This is a genomic window from Limnohabitans sp. (assembly GCF_031538885.1).
Taxonomy (GTDB): domain Bacteria; phylum Pseudomonadota; class Gammaproteobacteria; order Burkholderiales; family Burkholderiaceae_C; genus Limnohabitans.
Map to the genome: position 1 here is coordinate 1 of NZ_JAVKLW010000063.1, position 15,753 is coordinate 15,753.

At 57.4% G+C, this 15,753-nt stretch carries 14 protein-coding genes and 2 pseudogenes; 10 read left to right on the plus strand and 6 right to left on the minus strand.

Going from position 1 to position 15,753, the window contains the following annotated elements:
• Positions 1–192: 192 nt before the first annotated feature.
• The 3 genes from RMS03_RS05115 to RMS03_RS05125 are packed head-to-tail and all read right to left on the minus strand — an operon-like array spanning position 193 to position 3,334.
• Positions 193–1,335 (minus strand): branched-chain amino acid ABC transporter substrate-binding protein, encoded by a 1,143-nt coding sequence (locus RMS03_RS05115; RefSeq protein WP_310626022.1) that lies wholly within the window; start codon positions 1,333–1,335, stop codon positions 193–195.
• Between the two features lie 40 nt (positions 1,336–1,375).
• Positions 1,376–1,822 carry a DNA polymerase III subunit chi gene (locus RMS03_RS05120; protein WP_310626023.1) on the minus strand — a complete coding sequence of 149 codons (447 nt, stop codon included), beginning with the start codon at positions 1,820–1,822 and terminating at the stop codon, positions 1,376–1,378.
• Positions 1,823–1,840: 18 nt separating this feature from the next.
• A complete protein-coding gene (locus tag RMS03_RS05125; protein ID WP_310626024.1) occupies positions 1,841–3,334 on the minus strand; it encodes a leucyl aminopeptidase in 1,494 nt (497 codons plus the stop codon).
• A 24-nt stretch (positions 3,335–3,358) separates the two neighbouring features.
• Between RMS03_RS05125 and lptF the strand changes: the two genes are divergently transcribed.
• From lptF to RMS03_RS05165, 9 genes and pseudogenes are all read left to right on the plus strand, one after another.
• A complete protein-coding gene (gene lptF, locus RMS03_RS05130) occupies positions 3,359–4,456 on the plus strand; it encodes an LPS export ABC transporter permease LptF (protein WP_310626025.1) in 1,098 nt (365 codons plus the stop codon).
• Positions 4,453–5,553 (plus strand): LPS export ABC transporter permease LptG, encoded by a 1,101-nt coding sequence (gene lptG, locus RMS03_RS05135; RefSeq protein WP_310626026.1) that lies wholly within the window; start codon positions 4,453–4,455, stop codon positions 5,551–5,553. The genes lptF and lptG overlap by 4 nt, the downstream gene beginning before the upstream one ends.
• Before the next feature lie 8 nt (positions 5,554–5,561).
• Complete coding sequence (locus tag RMS03_RS05140) at positions 5,562–5,933, plus strand: CbiX/SirB N-terminal domain-containing protein (RefSeq protein ID WP_310626027.1); 372 nt, start codon at positions 5,562–5,564, stop codon at positions 5,931–5,933.
• 111 nt (positions 5,934–6,044) lie between these two features.
• Positions 6,045–6,986, plus strand: coding sequence for a CysB family HTH-type transcriptional regulator (locus RMS03_RS05145; protein ID WP_310626028.1), 942 nt, complete (start codon positions 6,045–6,047; stop codon positions 6,984–6,986).
• A gap of 8 nt (positions 6,987–6,994) precedes the next feature.
• Positions 6,995–8,158, plus strand: a complete 1,164-nt coding sequence (locus RMS03_RS05150; protein WP_310626029.1) for a pyridoxal phosphate-dependent aminotransferase — start codon at positions 6,995–6,997, stop codon at positions 8,156–8,158.
• A 7-nt stretch (positions 8,159–8,165) separates the two neighbouring features.
• Entirely contained in the window at positions 8,166–9,089 is a 924-nt protein-coding gene (locus tag RMS03_RS05155; RefSeq protein WP_310626030.1) for a class I SAM-dependent methyltransferase, read from the plus strand.
• Positions 9,086–9,220, plus strand: a pseudogene (locus RMS03_RS05160) (YkgJ family cysteine cluster protein); the annotation flags it as partial. The gene RMS03_RS05155 and the pseudogene RMS03_RS05160, both read left to right, overlap by 4 nt.
• 144 nt (positions 9,221–9,364) lie before the next feature.
• Positions 9,365–9,424: pseudogene (locus RMS03_RS11640) on the plus strand (hypothetical protein); the annotation flags it as partial.
• A 7-nt stretch (positions 9,425–9,431) separates the two neighbouring features.
• The gene (locus RMS03_RS05165) at positions 9,432–9,770 is read left to right on the plus strand and encodes a hypothetical protein (RefSeq protein ID WP_310626031.1); all 339 of its coding nucleotides are present in this window, start codon (positions 9,432–9,434) and stop codon (positions 9,768–9,770) included.
• Positions 9,771–9,959: 189 nt separating this feature from the next.
• Here RMS03_RS05165 and guaA read toward each other — a convergent pair whose 3' ends face one another.
• Both guaA and guaB read right to left on the minus strand, forming a co-directional pair.
• Positions 9,960–11,576, minus strand: a complete 1,617-nt coding sequence (gene guaA, locus RMS03_RS05170; RefSeq protein WP_310626032.1) for a glutamine-hydrolyzing GMP synthase — start codon at positions 11,574–11,576, stop codon at positions 9,960–9,962.
• Positions 11,577–11,668: 92 nt separating this feature from the next.
• Entirely contained in the window at positions 11,669–13,138 is a 1,470-nt protein-coding gene (guaB, locus tag RMS03_RS05175) for an IMP dehydrogenase (protein WP_310626033.1), read from the minus strand.
• 141 nt (positions 13,139–13,279) lie between these two features.
• On the opposite strand from guaB, the gene RMS03_RS05180 reads away from it, so the two are divergent.
• Positions 13,280–14,536, plus strand: a complete 1,257-nt coding sequence (locus tag RMS03_RS05180) for a TolC family protein (protein ID WP_310626034.1) — start codon at positions 13,280–13,282, stop codon at positions 14,534–14,536.
• 39 nt (positions 14,537–14,575) lie between these two features.
• Here the strand turns inward: RMS03_RS05180 and RMS03_RS05185 are convergent, their stop codons facing one another.
• Positions 14,576–15,595, minus strand: a complete 1,020-nt coding sequence (locus tag RMS03_RS05185) for a DUF6352 family protein (protein WP_310626035.1) — start codon at positions 15,593–15,595, stop codon at positions 14,576–14,578.
• Between the last annotated feature and the right edge of the window lie 158 nt (positions 15,596–15,753).

Consider the following 15,753-nt stretch of genomic DNA (forward strand, 5'->3'; position numbering starts at 1 on the left):
TTTGGTATCGTTCTTCTCGGCTGAGGTGCTTGTACATTGGGCAACTTCGACTTGGCGGTTAAAGCGGCCATGATGCTCTCGCATCCTCAGCCACCTATAACCAGTTCATCTTTGTTGCACTTCGTCCTTGAATCCGCCATATGTAAAAAAACCACCCGAGGGTGGTTTGAAAGAGAGGCAAAAGGACGGTGCTTAGCGCACCACGGCGATTTGATCGCGCTTGCCTGCCTTGAAGGTGTAGAGCGTCAGGGCACCGTTTTTGATGTCGCCTTTGGCATCAAACGAAATGGTGCCCGTGACACCTTTGTAGCCCGTGGTTTTGGCCAACTCAGGCAAGTACTTGGCAGGGTCGCTAGATTTGGCGCGCTGCATAGCATCGACCATCACATACACAGCATCGTAGACATAGGGTGAATACAGCTTCACATCGTCGTTGAAGCGCTTCTTAAATTTGACACCAAAGTCATCCATGCCCTTTTTCAAAGCGCCATCCACACCACCTGCTTCAGCACATACCACTTGGTCGTCGGCCATGGCGTCACCTGCGAGCTTGATCATCTCGTTGGTGCAAATGCCGTCGCCGCCCATGAACTTGGCCTTGATGCCCAGTGACTTCATTTGTTTCATCATGGGGCCGCCGACCGCGTCCATGCCACCGAAGAAGATGACATCAGGCTTCTTGCCTTTGAGCGTGGTCAAGATGGGCATGAAGTCCGTGGCTTTGTCGGTGGTGAACTCATGCGACACCAAGTTGCCACCTGCGGCCTTGACCGCTTTTTCAAACTCTTCTGCCACGCCTTGGCCGTAGGCAGTGCGGTCATCAATCACGGCAATCGACTTGCCTTTGAGTTGGTTCACCGCATAACGGCCCAAAGTGCCGCCCAAGTGCACATCGTCAGCCACCACACGGAACGCGGTCTTGAACCCTTGGCGTGTGTACTTGGGGTTGGTGGAAGACGGCGAGATTTGGGGAATACCAGCGTCGCTGTAAATTTTGGAAGCAGGAATGGTGGTGCCCGAGTTCAGGTGACCAATGACCCCACTGACCTTGGCATCCACCAGTTTTTGAGCAGCCGCAGTGCCTTGCTTGGGATCAGAGGCGTCGTCTTCTGCGACCAATTCAAGCTTAACTTTTTTGCCGTTGATGCTCACACCCTTGGCGTTGAGTTCTTCAATGGCCAAGCGTGCGCCGTATTCATTGTCTTTACCCAGGTGGGCAATCGCGCCACTGACGGGGCCAACATGGCCGATTTTGACCACTTGTTCTTGCGCAGCGGCCAAGCCACCGAGGGCAGCCAAAGTTGCAAGGGCAGTCAGTTTGAGAGAGAGATGCATGCAAAAACTCCTTAAAGGTGAAAAAAAACACAAGAGAAAATCAGTCTGAAGTTTCCTTCAATTTCAAATCATGGCGGGTGATGGCATACCCGCGATCCGCATAGTGCTTCCAGCGCTGGCGCGCTTGCTGGCGGTCGTCTTCGTTGAGCGTGACCACTTCTATGGTGCGTTCAAACCGCTCATAGCCTGGGGCGACTTCGTGGCCCAGGTTGAGCAGCACATGGTGATGTAGCAACGCAGGCCCACCTTCAATTTGCGCGGCCAACACCACGGGTGAGGCCATCAACTGTTCGGCATGACTGCCTGCGCGGCAATGCGCAACGAACTCCAGTGGAGCGAAAGTCCACAGCAATGTGTCTAGTGCTTGCAACGAGGCTGGCTCGCCTGTCACCACCACACGTGCGCCACTGGCGACCGCCTTGCGCAACAAGCGACAGGCATAGGCCAGTTTGTCCGGGGCGTTGAAGTGAAAAGCGATTTCGGTCATGCAGACGACTTCAAAGTATCAGGCTTTGGCGGGTGTTTGCGTGCGTACCTTACTTTTCCCCGCCGCTGTTGGGGCTGTGCCTAACAAATATTGCAGCAACAAGCCCACAGGTCGGCCTGTGGCACCTTTGGCTGCGCCGCTCTTCCATGCCGAGCCTGCGATGTCCAAGTGCGCCCAAGGGTAGTCTTTGGCAAAACGCTGCAAAAACTTAGCCGCCGTGATCGAGCCGCCCTCGCGTCCTGCCACGTTGGCCACGTCGGCAAAGTTGGACTTGAGGCCTTCTGCGTATTCCTCATCCAAAGGCAAGCGCCAGCAGGGGTCGAGCGCTGCTTCACCCGCCGCAAACAAGGCCGTGGCCAAGTCGTCAGACGGCGAGAACAAACCGCTGCGCACATGGCCGAGCGAAATCACGCAAGCGCCGGTGAGTGTGGCAATGTCAATCACAGCGCGGGGCTTGAAGCGGCTGGCGTAGGTCAAGGCGTCGCACAAAATCAGACGACCTTCGGCATCGGTATTGAGCACCTCAATGGTTTGGCCGCTCATGCTGGTGATCACGTCACCGGGTTTCAAGGCGGTGCCGTCGGGCATGTTTTCGCAAGTGGGAATCAAGCCGACCACATTGATCGCAGGCTTCAAGTGCGCCAGCGCTTCAAACGTACCCAGCACACTGGCGGCACCGCACATGTCGAACTTCATCTCATCCATGCCGGGACCGGGCTTGAGCGAGATGCCGCCTGTGTCAAAGGTGATGCCTTTGCCCACCAACACCGTGGGCGCTTCAGACTTGGCCGCGCCGCTGTACTGCAACACGATGAAGCGCAAGGGCTCCACCGAGCCACGCGCCACCGCCGCGAATGAGCCCATGCCGAGTTTTTCAATCTCTTTAGGACCCAACACTTGGCAATGGATGCCCGCCTTCTTGCCCAAAGCCTTGGCCACATCGGCCAGATGCGTGGGCGTAGCGTGGTTGGCGGGGCGGTTGCCCCACTCTTTGGCCAAGGACACGCCAGCCACTTGGGCGCAAGCCAAGTCAAATGCATATTTGGCCGCTTTGGTTTGATCAGCCGTTGGCAAAGCCAACACCACACGCTTCAAGCCTGAGGCTTTGGCCGATGGTTTGGTGGCGGTGTAGACATAGCTGGCGTCGGCCACAGCTTGGGCGGCGGCTTGCAAGCGGTGCTCGCTGGCATCCGCCAGACACACCGTGATGTGCGCAGGCTTGACCGTCTTGATTGCTGTGATGGCAGCCGTCACGGCTTGGCGCACCACACGGGCACTGCCGTCGCCGCTAGAGACCAACACCACGCGCGCAGCGCTCACGCCTTGGGGCCGCCACACGCTCAAGAGTTTGGCGGGCGACTCATCCAAATCACCGCTTTTGCGTGCCTCAGAAATAAGTTGCGCCAGAACACTTTTGGCGGGCTTGTCCTTGGCAGATACCAAGATAATCAGTGCATCCGTTTCATGCGTGGCTGCTGCGTGTAAATCTAGGGTCTTGAGTTCAAAGTTCATAATTGCGGTTTTCCTCTGTCGCTGATGTTATTCCATTCCTCCATTCGCAAAGAGCTGGCCCGCAGTTTCGGTGCCACGCTGATCGTCTTGGTCACCATCGTGATGACCATGATGCTCATCCGCACACTCGGTCAAGCCTCCAGCGGCAGCGTCAACCCCGCTGAAATCAGCTTAATCATGGGCTACACCATGCTCGGTCACTTGCCCACAGTGCTGACCATGAGCTTGTTCATTGCCTCTGTAAGCACTTTGTCGCGCATGTACCTTGAGAGCGAAATGGTCATCTGGCTGGTCAGCGGCCGTGGCTTGCGCTCCCTGCTCACGCCCATGGTTCGTTTTGCATGGCCCATGCTGCTGACGGTCAGCGTGTTGGTGCTCATCGTCTGGCCGTGGTCTAACCAACAAATCACCGATCTGAAAGAGCGTTTTGAGCGTCGGGGCGACTTAGAGCGCGTGTCACCCGGACAGTTTCAAGAATCCGCCAATGGCTTGCGCGTGTTCTTTGTGGACAAAGAAAGTGTGGAGAACAAGCAAGGCAAAAACGTCTTCATCTCCTCAAGTGAACATGGCAAGCAAGCCATGACCTCCTCCAAAGAAGGGCACGTCGAGACCATCAATGACGAACGTTTTTTGGTTTTGAACATCGGCCAGCGTGTGGAGCAAACCACGGGCGAGGCAGAACTCAAAGTGAGTGAATTCAAGGTCTACGGCGCACGTATCAGCCAAGACGTCAAAGCCGCTGAACTCCCCCCCCCCAAAGCCACCAACAGCGTGCGATTGCTTCAAACCCCCACGCCCAGCAACCTCGGCGAATTGGCTTGGCGCATTGGTTTGGCCATTGCGGCGTTCAATCTGTTGGTCATCGCCTTGGCCATCACCAGCGCCAACCACCGTGTCGGGCGCGGCGGCAACTTGGCTTTGGCCTTGTTCATCTTTGTCGTGTACTACAACTTCATCAACCTTGGGCAAAGCTGGATCAGTGCCAGCCAAGTGCAGTTCATCCCTTATTTGGTGGCCCTGCACGGCGGGGTGTTCGCGCTGGCCATGGGCTGGCTGGCCGTGCGTCACAACAACTGGAACTGGCGGCAGCTCTTAGGCGTACGCAAGGCGGTCTCGGCATGAAAACCTTGCGACGTTTGATCTATGGCGAAGTGCTGATTTCCGTGGCCTTTGTGACACTGAGTTTTTTGGCTTTGTTTTTCTTCTTCGACTTTGTGGACGAGTTACAAAACGTCGGCAAAAACGCAGGCGCATATCAAATCAACCACGCCTTCTCTTATGTGCTGCTGCTCGTGCCCAGCCATTTGTATGAGTTGCTACCGATTTCAGTGCTGATTGGCACTATCTTTGTGATGGCGCGTTTGGCCCAAAGCTCCGAGTTCACCATCTTGCGCACCAGCGGGTTGGGCCCCACCTTGGCACTGCGCAACCTCATGGGCCTCGGCCTTGCGTTTGTGGTGCTCACCTTTGCGGTAGGCGACTATCTTTCGCCATTTTGTGACCGCTATGCCCAGCTGCTGAAATCACGCTACTTGGATCAAATCACGGTGGGACAAACGGGCGCATGGCTGCGCGAGCGCCAAGCTGACCGCAGCTACGCCGTCAACGTCAGCACCCTCACGCCCGAAGGCAATCCCAAAGGCATCCGTATTTTTGAATTCAACAAAGACGGCACATGGGTAGCGCTGATCAAGGCCGAGGTGGGCCTGCTGTCGGACGATGAGGCGTGGGACTTGCGCAATGTCGAGCGCAATGAAGTCGTTCAACAAGGCCGTGTCTCGACGCTTGTGCGCCAGCAGCTTGAGCGCGGGCGCTGGGCCACAGGCATCACGGCAGAGATGGTCTCTGTGGCCCTGCTCAAGCCAGAGCGCATGGGCACGATTGACCTGTTTCAATACATCCGCCACCTCAGCGCCAACGGCCAAACTACCCAGCGCTTTGAGATTGAGTTTTGGAAGAAAGTGTTTTACCCCCTCAGTTGCTTGGTGATGGTGGTACTGGCCCTGCCCTTTGCCTACCTGCATTTCCGCAGCGGCAACATCGCCAACCATGTGTTTGGTGGGGTGTTGGCAGGCATCAGCTTTTTCTTGCTCAACAACGTGTTCAGCTACATCGGCAACATCAACAGTTGGGCGCCGTGGTTTGCGGCTGCCGCGCCTGGCTTGCTTTACACCCTCGCTTCACTCGCCGCCTTTGGCTGGTTGGTGGTGCGTCAATAAAGGCTTTCATGCACGCCATCATTTTGTTTGCCCACGGCTCACGCGACCCCCTCTGGCACAAACCCATCCAAGCCGTGGCCCAGCGCATCACCCAACACTCACCCAGCACCGTGGTGCGCTGCGCTTATTTGGAGTTGACCGAACCAGACCTGCCCCAAGTGGCCAACAGCTTGGTCGCCGACGGCGCAATCCGCCTGTGCGTGGTGCCCATGTTTTTGGGTGTGGGCCGACACGTCCGCGAAGACTTGCCTGCGTTGATCCAAGCCCTCAAGCTCAGCCACCCCACAGTAGACATCACCTGCCAACCCGCCGTGGGCGAGCAAGAGGCTTTGCTTGATTTGCTGGCCGAGATTGCGCTGAGCCACAGCCCCACGGTTTGAGGCCCAGGCCTCTACTCTAAGCATCAAGCGCCAGGCACAAAGTCGAGCGCATAAAGAAGGGGCGAATTAGATGCCGAAGGCATAATGAGTAGCACCTTATACCGCTGCGCCATGAACCTGCATCAATTCCGTTTTGTCCAAGAAGCCGTCCGCCGCAACCTCAACCTCACCGAGGTGGCCAAATCCCTGCACACCTCCCAGCCAGGCGTCTCCAAAGCCATCATTGAGCTAGAAGAAGAGCTGGGCATTGAAATCTTTTCGCGCCACGGCAAGCGCCTCAAGCGCGTGACCGAACCCGGCCAGCATGTGTTGCGCAGCATCGAAGTGATATTGCGCGAAGTGGGCAACTTGAAACGCATTGGCGAACAGTTCAGCGCCGAAGACAGCGGCACCCTCTCCATCGCCACCACCCACACCCAAGCCCGCTATGTGCTGCCCGTGCCCGTGGCCAAGCTGCGCGAGGCCTACCCCAATGTGAACATCAGCTTGCACCAAGGCGCACCTGCCCAAGTGGCGCAAATGGTGATGGACGAAGTGGCCGAGATTGGCATCGCCACCGAATCGCTGGCCGACTACCCTGAGCTGGTCACCCTGCCCTGCTACGAGTGGGAGCACATGCTGGTCATCCCCAAGTCGCACCCACTCGCGGCCAAAGTGCGCATCACGCTCGAAGACTTGGCCGCACAACCCATCATCACCTACCACCCCTCGTTCACGGGTCGCACCCGCATCGACAAAGCCTTTGCAGCGAAGAACCTCGCTCCACGCATCGCGCTTGAAGCGATTGACTCTGACGTCATCAAAACCTATGTGCGTTTAGGCCTAGGCGTGGGCATCGTCGCTGAAATGGCCGTGAAAGACGGCTTGGACGACGACTTGGTGGCTCGCCCCGCCTCACAACTGTTTGGCAAAAACGTGGCGCGCATTGCCTTCAAGCGCAACGCCTACATCCGCCACTTTGTGTATGACTTTGCAGCTCTGTTGAGCGAGCGCCTCGACCGCCACCTCATCATGAAAGCCCTCGACGGCCACCCCACCGATTTCAATATGTGAACCCCGTGATGACTGCACCACACCTGGACACCAAGTTCCCCAAAATCGGCACCACCATCTTCACGGTCATGTCGGCTTTGGCCACTGAGAAAAATGCCGTCAACCTCGGCCAAGGCTTCCCCGACTTTGACTGCGACCCCCAACTCGTGACCTGCGTCAACGACGCTATGACCCACGGCCTCAACCAATACCCACCCATGATGGGCGTGCCCGCCCTGCGCGAAGCCGTGGCCGACAAGATTGCGTCGCTCTACCAACACCGCTACGACGCCACCAGCGAAATCACCATCACCGCAGGCGCCACCCAAGCCATCCTCAGCATCATCCTCGCCGTGGTGCGGGCGGGAGATGAAGTCATCGTGCTTGAGCCCTGCTACGACAGCTACATCCCCAACATCGACATGGCGGGCGGCGTGGCGGTGCGCGTGTCGCTCACGCCCGGCACATTTCGCCCTGACTTCGACAAAATCGCAGCGGCCATCACGCCCAAGACACGGGCCATCCTCGTCAACAGTCCACACAACCCCAGCGCCACCGTGTGGACACGCGAGGAAATGCTCAAACTTCAAGAGCTGCTCGCACCTACCAACATCGTGCTCATCAGCGACGAGGTGTACGAGCACATGGTCTACGCCTCGCTGAAGCACCTGAGCGCATCCAGCTTCCCCGGTTTGGTCGAACGTGCCTTCACCGTCTCCAGCTTTGGCAAAACCTTCCACGTCACCGGCTGGAAAATTGGCTACGTGGCAGCGCCTGCTGCCTACAGCGCGGAGTTCCGCAAAGTGCATCAGTTCAACGTGTTCACCGTCAACACACCTGTGCAACACGGCTTGTCCACGTTCCTCAAAAACCCGCAGCCCTACTTGCAACTGCCCGCCTTCTACGCCGCCAAGCGTGACCTGTTTCGCCAAGGCTTGAGCCAAACCAAGTTTGAGCTACTGCCAAGCGAGGGCAGCTACTTTCAATGCGTGCGCATTGACAAACTGGGTGTGCCAGAAAAAGACTTGAGCGAAGCCGACTTTTGCAAATGGCTGACGTCTGAGATTGGCGTGGCCGCCATCCCCCTCTCGGCCTTCTATGCCGATGGCTTTGACCAACGCGTGGTGCGCTTTTGCTATGCCAAGAAAGACGAAACCTTGAAGCTCGCCCTCGACCGCTTGGCGCGTTTGTAAAACGCCCATGCAAGCCTTGCTCGACGCCATCGCCACGATGGCTATCCCCTCCGACGCGCAGCGCGTGTTTCATGGTCGAGGTGGTTTGTACCCGGGCTGCGAGCATTGGGTGCTTGACGTGTTTCCGCCCGTCTTCTTGCTCACCAGCTTCAAGCTCCCCACCGATGACGAACTAGCCGCTGTCCACGCGGCCCTGCACACACGCTGGCAACACATCGCCCCTGAACAAACCCTCAACTGGGTGTTTCAGTGCCGCCACGACAGCCAAACCGAAACACGGCTGATGAGCGGTGCCGTGCCCGCCCCCCATGTGGTGACCGAGCAAGGCGCACGCTTTCGCGTCCATGTGCTCAAAGGTCAAAACCACGGCTTGTTCCTGGACATGGCCGAAGGCCGTCGCTGGGTGCGCCAGCATGTGGCCGAGCGGCCCAAACTCAAAGTGCTCAACTTGTTTGCCTACACCTGCGCCTTCTCGGTCGTGGCACAACAAGCTGGGGCCAAACACGTGGTGAATGTGGACATGAGCCACGCTGCCATGGCCACGGGCCAACACAACCACCAGCTCAACGGCCTGCACACAGGAGCCAGCTTCTTGGCGCACGATATTTTCAAAACCTGGGGCAAGATCAGCCGCAGCGGGCCTTATGGGCTCGTCATTATCGACCCACCCAGTTACCAAAAAGGCAGCTTCGTCGCCACCAAAGACTACGCCCGTCTCATGCGCCGCTTGCCTGAGTTGCTGGCACCGGGCGGACATGCCCTGCTATGCCTCAACGCCCCTGAGCTGGGCCTCGCCTTTTTGCAAGATCAGATGCACGAACTCGCCCCTGAACTGAGGTTTGAGCAACGCGTACCCAACCCTGCTGTGTTTGCAGACGTGTCGCCCGAGCGCTCCCTCAAAGTGCTGGTTTACAAAGCCCCCGAGTTATGAGGCACCCCATTTCAGTGGTCGATGTGGACCGACCCGACACTTGGACGCGTTATCGCAACGGCCTGTGCGACACCTGCACCGCCAACTGCTGCACCATGCCTGTCGAAGTGAAGCGGCCAGACTTGGTGCGCTGAGGGCTGGCAGCCCCCTTTCTCATGGCACCCCGCCCAATAGAATGCAAACCTATGTTTGAACAAACCCTTTAAAATATCGATGACATCCTGCACAAAGACGCGGGCACCAGCGAGCTGGACTACACCGAGCAACCCTCCTGGCTGCTGTTTTTAAAGTACCTCGACGCCCTCGAAGCCGACAAGGCCACCGAAGCAGTGCTGGAAGGCCGTGACTACCAATTCATCCTGGGCGATCCCTACCGCTGGTCGGCCTGGGCGGCGCCAAAAATGTCAGGCACGGGCGCTCACGGGCGACGACCTCAAGACCTTTGTCAACGCCAAACTGTTTCCGTATCTGGCGGGCTTCAAGCAACGCGCCAGCGGGCCGCAGACCATCGAATACAAAATCGGGGAAGTGTTCAGCGAGATCACCAACAAAATCCAAAGCGGCTACAACCTGCGAGATGTGGTCGACCGCATCGACGAACTGCGCTTTGGCAGCCAAGTCCATCCCGCCGAATGCCACGGAGGATTTTCAAGCTGCGTTAAACCAAATGGTCGAAATTAGTGAGTTGACTTCTTGGATTTAGAACGCTGGTGAAGATGTAATGCCCGCTAATTTTAAAGGAGAATTCTGCTTTTTGAGTGCCATTGAACTTTAGAGTTGCTACGATTTTGAGTAGCTGCAACGGTGTGCGGCTTTTCGTGCAACTGTAAAGTCAAAGCTCAATTAAATCAACAACTTACGATCTAAAAGCTACTCCCACTCAATCGTCGCTGGCGGCTTCGACGAAACGTCGTACGTCACGCGGTTGATGCCACGTACTTCGTTGATGATGCGACCTGACACTTTCTTGAGCAAGGCGTAGGGCAGCTCGGCCCAGTCTGCGGTCATGAAATCGCTGGTTTGCACCGCACGTAAGGCCACAACGTAGTCATACGTGCGACCATCGCCCATCACGCCCACGCTCTTGACGGGCAAGAACACGGTGAAGGCTTGGCTGGTCAACTCGTACCAGGTTTTGCCTGTGGCCTCGTCTTTGAAGTTGTGCAGCTCTTCGATGAAGATGGCGTCAGCGCGGCGCAGCAAGTCAGCGTAGTCCTTCTTCACTTCCCCCAAAATGCGCACGCCCAAGCCGGGACCTGGGAAGGGGTGGCGGTGCACCATCTCGCGGGGCAAGCCCAGTGCGACGCCTAACTCGCGCACTTCGTCTTTGAACAATTCGCGTAGCGGCTCCAGCAACTTCAAGCCCAACTGCTCGGGCAAGCCGCCCACATTGTGGTGGCTTTTGATGGTGACCGCCTTTTTGCTTTTGGCGCCACCACTCTCAATCACGTCAGGATAAATCGTGCCTTGGGCGAGGAACGTCGCGCCTTTATGGCCGCCGTCGCCTGCTTTTAGCTTGGCGGCTTGTTCTTTGAACACGTCTACAAACAAACCACCGATGATTTTGCGTTTCGCCTCTGGCTCGCTCACACCCGCCAACTTGCCCAAGAACAAATCGCTGACATCCACCCGGATGACGTGTGCGTGCAACTTGCCCACAAACATGTCCATCACCATGTCACCTTCGTTCAGACGTAACAAACCATGGTCCACAAACACGCAGGTGAGTTTGTCGCCAATGGCGCGGTGAATCAGCGCGGCGGCCACGGAGGAATCCACACCGCCTGAGAGACCCAAGATGACCTCTTCGTCACCCACTTGCTGGCGAATGGCGGCTACCGCCTCTTCAATGTAGTCGCCCATGATCCAGTCAGGGCAGGTGCCGCAGATGTCCAACACAAAGCGGCTCAACAGGGCTTGGCCTTGCACGGTGTGCGTCACTTCGGGGTGGAACTGCACCGCATAAAACTTGCGCGCTTCATCGGCCATGCCTGCAATGGGACAAGAGGGTGTGGAAGCCATCACCCTGAAGCCCTCCGGCAACTGCGTGACCTTGTCACCGTGGCTCATCCACACTTTCAGCATGCCGTGGCCTTCAGCCGTGTTGAAGTCCTCAATGCCTTTGAGCAACTCGGTGTGGCCGTGGGCCCGCACTTCGGCATAGCCAAACTCGCGGGTGGTGCCCGCTTCGACCTTGCCACCGAGTTGCGTCGCCATCGTCTGCATGCCGTAGCAAATGCCCAGCACTGGCAGGCCCAGCTCAAACACCGCATCAGGTGCGCGGTCATCCACCTCGTAAACGCTGGCGTGGCTGCCTGACAGGATGATGCCCTTCAATTTGTCGTCTTTGGCGTAGTCGCGCACCCAGTCGCTGCTCACGTCGCAAGGATGGACTTCACAAAACACATGGGCCTCGCGCACACGGCGGGCGATGAGTTGGGTGACTTGAGAGCCGAAATCGAGGATGAGGATTTTTTGGTGCGACATAAATAAAAAAGGGCCTTCAAGTGGCCTAGCCCCGTATTGTCTCAAAAAACAAAGCCACCCCGAGGGGTGGCTTGCTGCCGAACATTGAACGCTTAGTCAGCGCGGTAGTTTGGCGCTTCTTTGGTGATTTGCACGTCGTGCACGTGGCTTTCGCGAATACCTGCCGCGGTGATCTCGACAAACTGCGACTCGTTGTGCATGGCCTCAATCGTGGCGCAACCGCAATACCCCATGCTGGCACGCAAGCCGCCCGCCATTTGGTAAATGATGGCCACGACCGAGCCTTTGTAGGGCACGCGGCCTTCGATGCCTTCAGGCACCAACTTGTCTGCGTTGGGGTTGCCCGTGCTGGACTCTTGGAAATAGCGGTCTGCACTGCCCTGCTGCATGGCGCCGATAGAGCCCATGCCGCGATAGCTCTTATAGCTACGGCCTTGGAATAACACGATTTCGCCCGGTGCCTCTTCCGTCCCCGCAAACATGCCGCCCATCATCACCGTGCCAGCGCCTGCGGCGATGGCTTTGGCGATGTCGCCGCTGTAGCGGATACCACCGTCCGCGATGAGTGGCACGCCTGTGCCCTTGAGGGCTGTGGCCACGCTGTCCACCGCCATGATTTGAGGCACGCCTACACCCGCTACGATGCGGGTGGTACAGATGGAGCCTGGGCCAATGCCAACTTTCACGCCGTCTGCACCGGCCTCCACCAAGGCCAAAGCCGCAGCGCCGGTGGCGATATTGCCACCAATCACTTCAATGTGTGGGTAGTTTTGCTTGACCCAGCGCACGCGATCGATCACGCCCTTGCTGTGGCCGTGTGCGGTGTCCACCACGATGGCGTCTACGCCGGCACGAGACAGCGCTTCCACGCGTTCTTCGGTGCCCTCGCCCACGCCCACAGCCGCGCCTACGCGCAGCTTGCCTGCGGCATCGCGCGCTGCGTTGGGGAAATTGAGTTGTTTGGTGATGTCTTTGACCGTGATCAAGCCCTTGAGCTCAAACGCATCATTGACCACCAACAAGCGTTCGAGCTTATGTTTGTTCAGCAAGTGCTTGGCTTGCTCAGGCGTGGTGCCTTCAGGCACGGTGACCAAGCGTTCGCGCGGGGTCATGATTTCGCTCACGCGCTGGTCATAGCGATTCTCAAATCGCAAGTCACGACCCGTGACGATGCCCACCACTTTACCTCCATCACAGACGGGAAAGCCAGACACGCCCAGTTCTTCCGACAAGGCCATGACTTGGCGCACCGTGGTCTCAGGCGTGATGACCACAGGGTCGCGCAGCACACCGGACTCATAGCGCTTGACCTTGGCCACTTGCGCCGCTTGCTCTTTCGCCGTGAGGTTTTTGTGCACGATGCCAATGCCACCCTCTTGCGCAATGGCAATGGCCAAACGCGCTTCCGTCACGGTGTCCATGGCCGCAGAGACCAAAGGTAAGTTCAGACGGATGTTGCGGGTGAATTGGGTCGCGAGAGAAGCGTCCTTGGGGAGGACTTGGGAGAAGGCGGGCACCAACAACACATCGTCGAAGGTGAGGGCTTTGCCGAGAAGGCGCATAGTGATAGCTCCAAAAACAGCATTTTACGTAACGACTTTGGCGTACTTGTATACAGCGCCGCTGCATTACATAACTTCACACAACTCAGCCAAAATTTTTTCAACGACAATAGGTTCGCCCTTTCACGCACACCATCTGAGATGCCCCGTTTGCTACGCCTGAACATAAAGACTATTGCCATCATCGCCTTGCTAAGTTTGGTTGCTGCATCCAGCACGTGGGCGCAAGCCCCGCAAAAGCTGAGCTTGCCCGAACTCGAAGACTTGATGCTCAGCAAAAGCCCCGCATTGCGTGCAGCGGCCAACGCCACCGAAGCCGCGCGTGCAGCTATCGATACAGCACGCACCGTACCTAACCCTCAGATTGAGGTGATGAACGGCACACGCAAACCGCGCGTAGACAACGCACAGCCCAACGGCAACCTCAAAACCATCAGCATCACCCAAGACTTGGACATGCCCTGGCACCGCTTCCCTCGCGTGGATGGCGCGATGGCAGGCTACAACGCCGCGCAAGCCAATGAGCAGGCGTTCAAGTCAGACATGCGCGCCCAACTGCGCTTGCGTTATTACGACCTCGTGCGCCGCGTGGCCGAAAACAGTGCAGCCCGCGAAGATGCGTTGTTGATCGAGGACATCCAAAAACGCGTTGCCTTGCAAGTAGAAACGGGCGAAAAGGCGCGCTTTGAACTCGTCAAAGCCAACGCAGAAATGCTCAACGCACAAAAAATGCACGAGTCCGCCGTTTTGCGCGTGCGTCAAGCACGAGGCGCTTTGCGTGCCTTGGTTGGCATTCAATTGCCAGAAAGCTTTCAAGTCCAAGAGCAGCCCCACGTGTTTGCACCCCCTGCCCCACTCAACGAAGTGCGTGACGAGGTGATGAGGAACAATCCCGAATTGCAACGTACGCGCGCCCAGCGCCAACAGTTTGATCGCAAGCTGAGTGAAGAAAAAGCCTTGCGCTTTCCTAAATTTGCTTTGCGTGCTGACCAAGACCTCGACCCAGATTGGCGTAGCAAACGTGTAGGCCTCGCCATGACCGTGCCCTTGTGGGACTGGCGTGGTGGCCCAGTGGGCGAAGCAGCTGCCAAGCTCTCGCAATCCGACAACGAACTGGCATACCAGGAGTTCTCGTTGGTGCAATCGTTAGAAGCGGCCTATCAGCAATACGACATTGCCAACGCACAAGTGGTCGCGCTTGAGGGCGGCATCGTGCGTCATGCGGCAGATGCGTTGCGCATTGCCGAAGTTGCCTACAAAGCAGGCGAAAAAAACTTTCTTGATGTGATGGATGCACAGCGCGTCTATCGCGCCGCACGCAACGAGTTAATTACTGCGCAGTTTGAACTGGCGGGTGCCTGGTCCGAGATAGAGCGCATTCGCGCCATAGGACGCTAAGCACGCCGCTGTACCGCTAGAGCAAGCGGTACAGCGGCATTAAGACCGCTTCGCCAGCGGTAAATTGAGCAGCAAATTTTGCGGCTTAAGTTTCAAGCGCTGGTTCGCATCCACCGCCATGGCCAAGTACACAGGTTTGCCCCGCACCTCGGCCAACATGTCGCTGGGCTCGACAAACTCTAGCTTGAACAAACACAACAAGCGCTCCATACGCTCAGCGTCTACGTCCTTGCCTTGATAGAGGTCGTTCAACACGCCGCTAGCTTGCGCATCCAAGCCCACATGCCACACCCAGTGGTCATCATTGATTTCGCGCTCGGTTTGAATGCGCACCTGCACACCTAAGAAATGCTGCACCCACTGGGTCATCACCTCGCACAGTGCGTTCAGCGCAGGTTGGCCACGGTTGAGGCTCACCACCCAGTCAAAACTCTCACTGCGGGGCCAATAGGCCTCTTGGTTGTCCTCGTTGAGCACATCCAAGTCCACGCTGCGCAACATGATGCCGCCTTGTTTAAGTAGTTCACCAATCGAACCAAAGCCGCTTTGTGTGGCGTGGCGTTCCACCGTCTCATCATCAGCCGCCATCACTGCGCCGTCTTCCAGTACCGTTATTTTTTGGGTGTGCATCAGCATCTCGGCAGCACGCGCCTGCATGGCCGTGGGCGCTTCGCCCAACACATGACGCAACAAAATGTGCGTGATGTGTTGCACCAACAGCGGCGGCACATCCACGCCCTCACCTTGGAACAAAGCAAGGTAGCTGGCCTCTAGCGTGGGCAGCGTGGTGATGCGCTGGCGAAAGCGTAGCCACACGGCGTAGTTGTCGGCCGCATCTTTGTCGTGTAACTGCGCCAGTTCTTGTGGCGACACATCGCGGCGCGGTTGCTCGACCAAGCTATGGTGCAAGGCCACTTCGGCATCGCAAGAGACCGCAATGGGCGCCAATTCAGGACGCTCTAACAAAAAGCGCAAAAAGTCGTCTGTGACGATCAAGTGCCCCGCCTCATTGTGAGCCAGCAAGGTGTAGCCGCAAGTGGGCCAAAGGTTAGGGGTCATAGGTTTGGCCAAATGAAGAGGGCGGATTCAAGGACGAAGTGCAACAAAGATGAACTGGTTATAGGTGGCTGAGGATGCGAGAGCATCATGGCCGCTTTAACCGCCAAGTCGAAGTTGCCCAATGTACAAGCACCTCAGCCGAGAAGAACGATACCAAA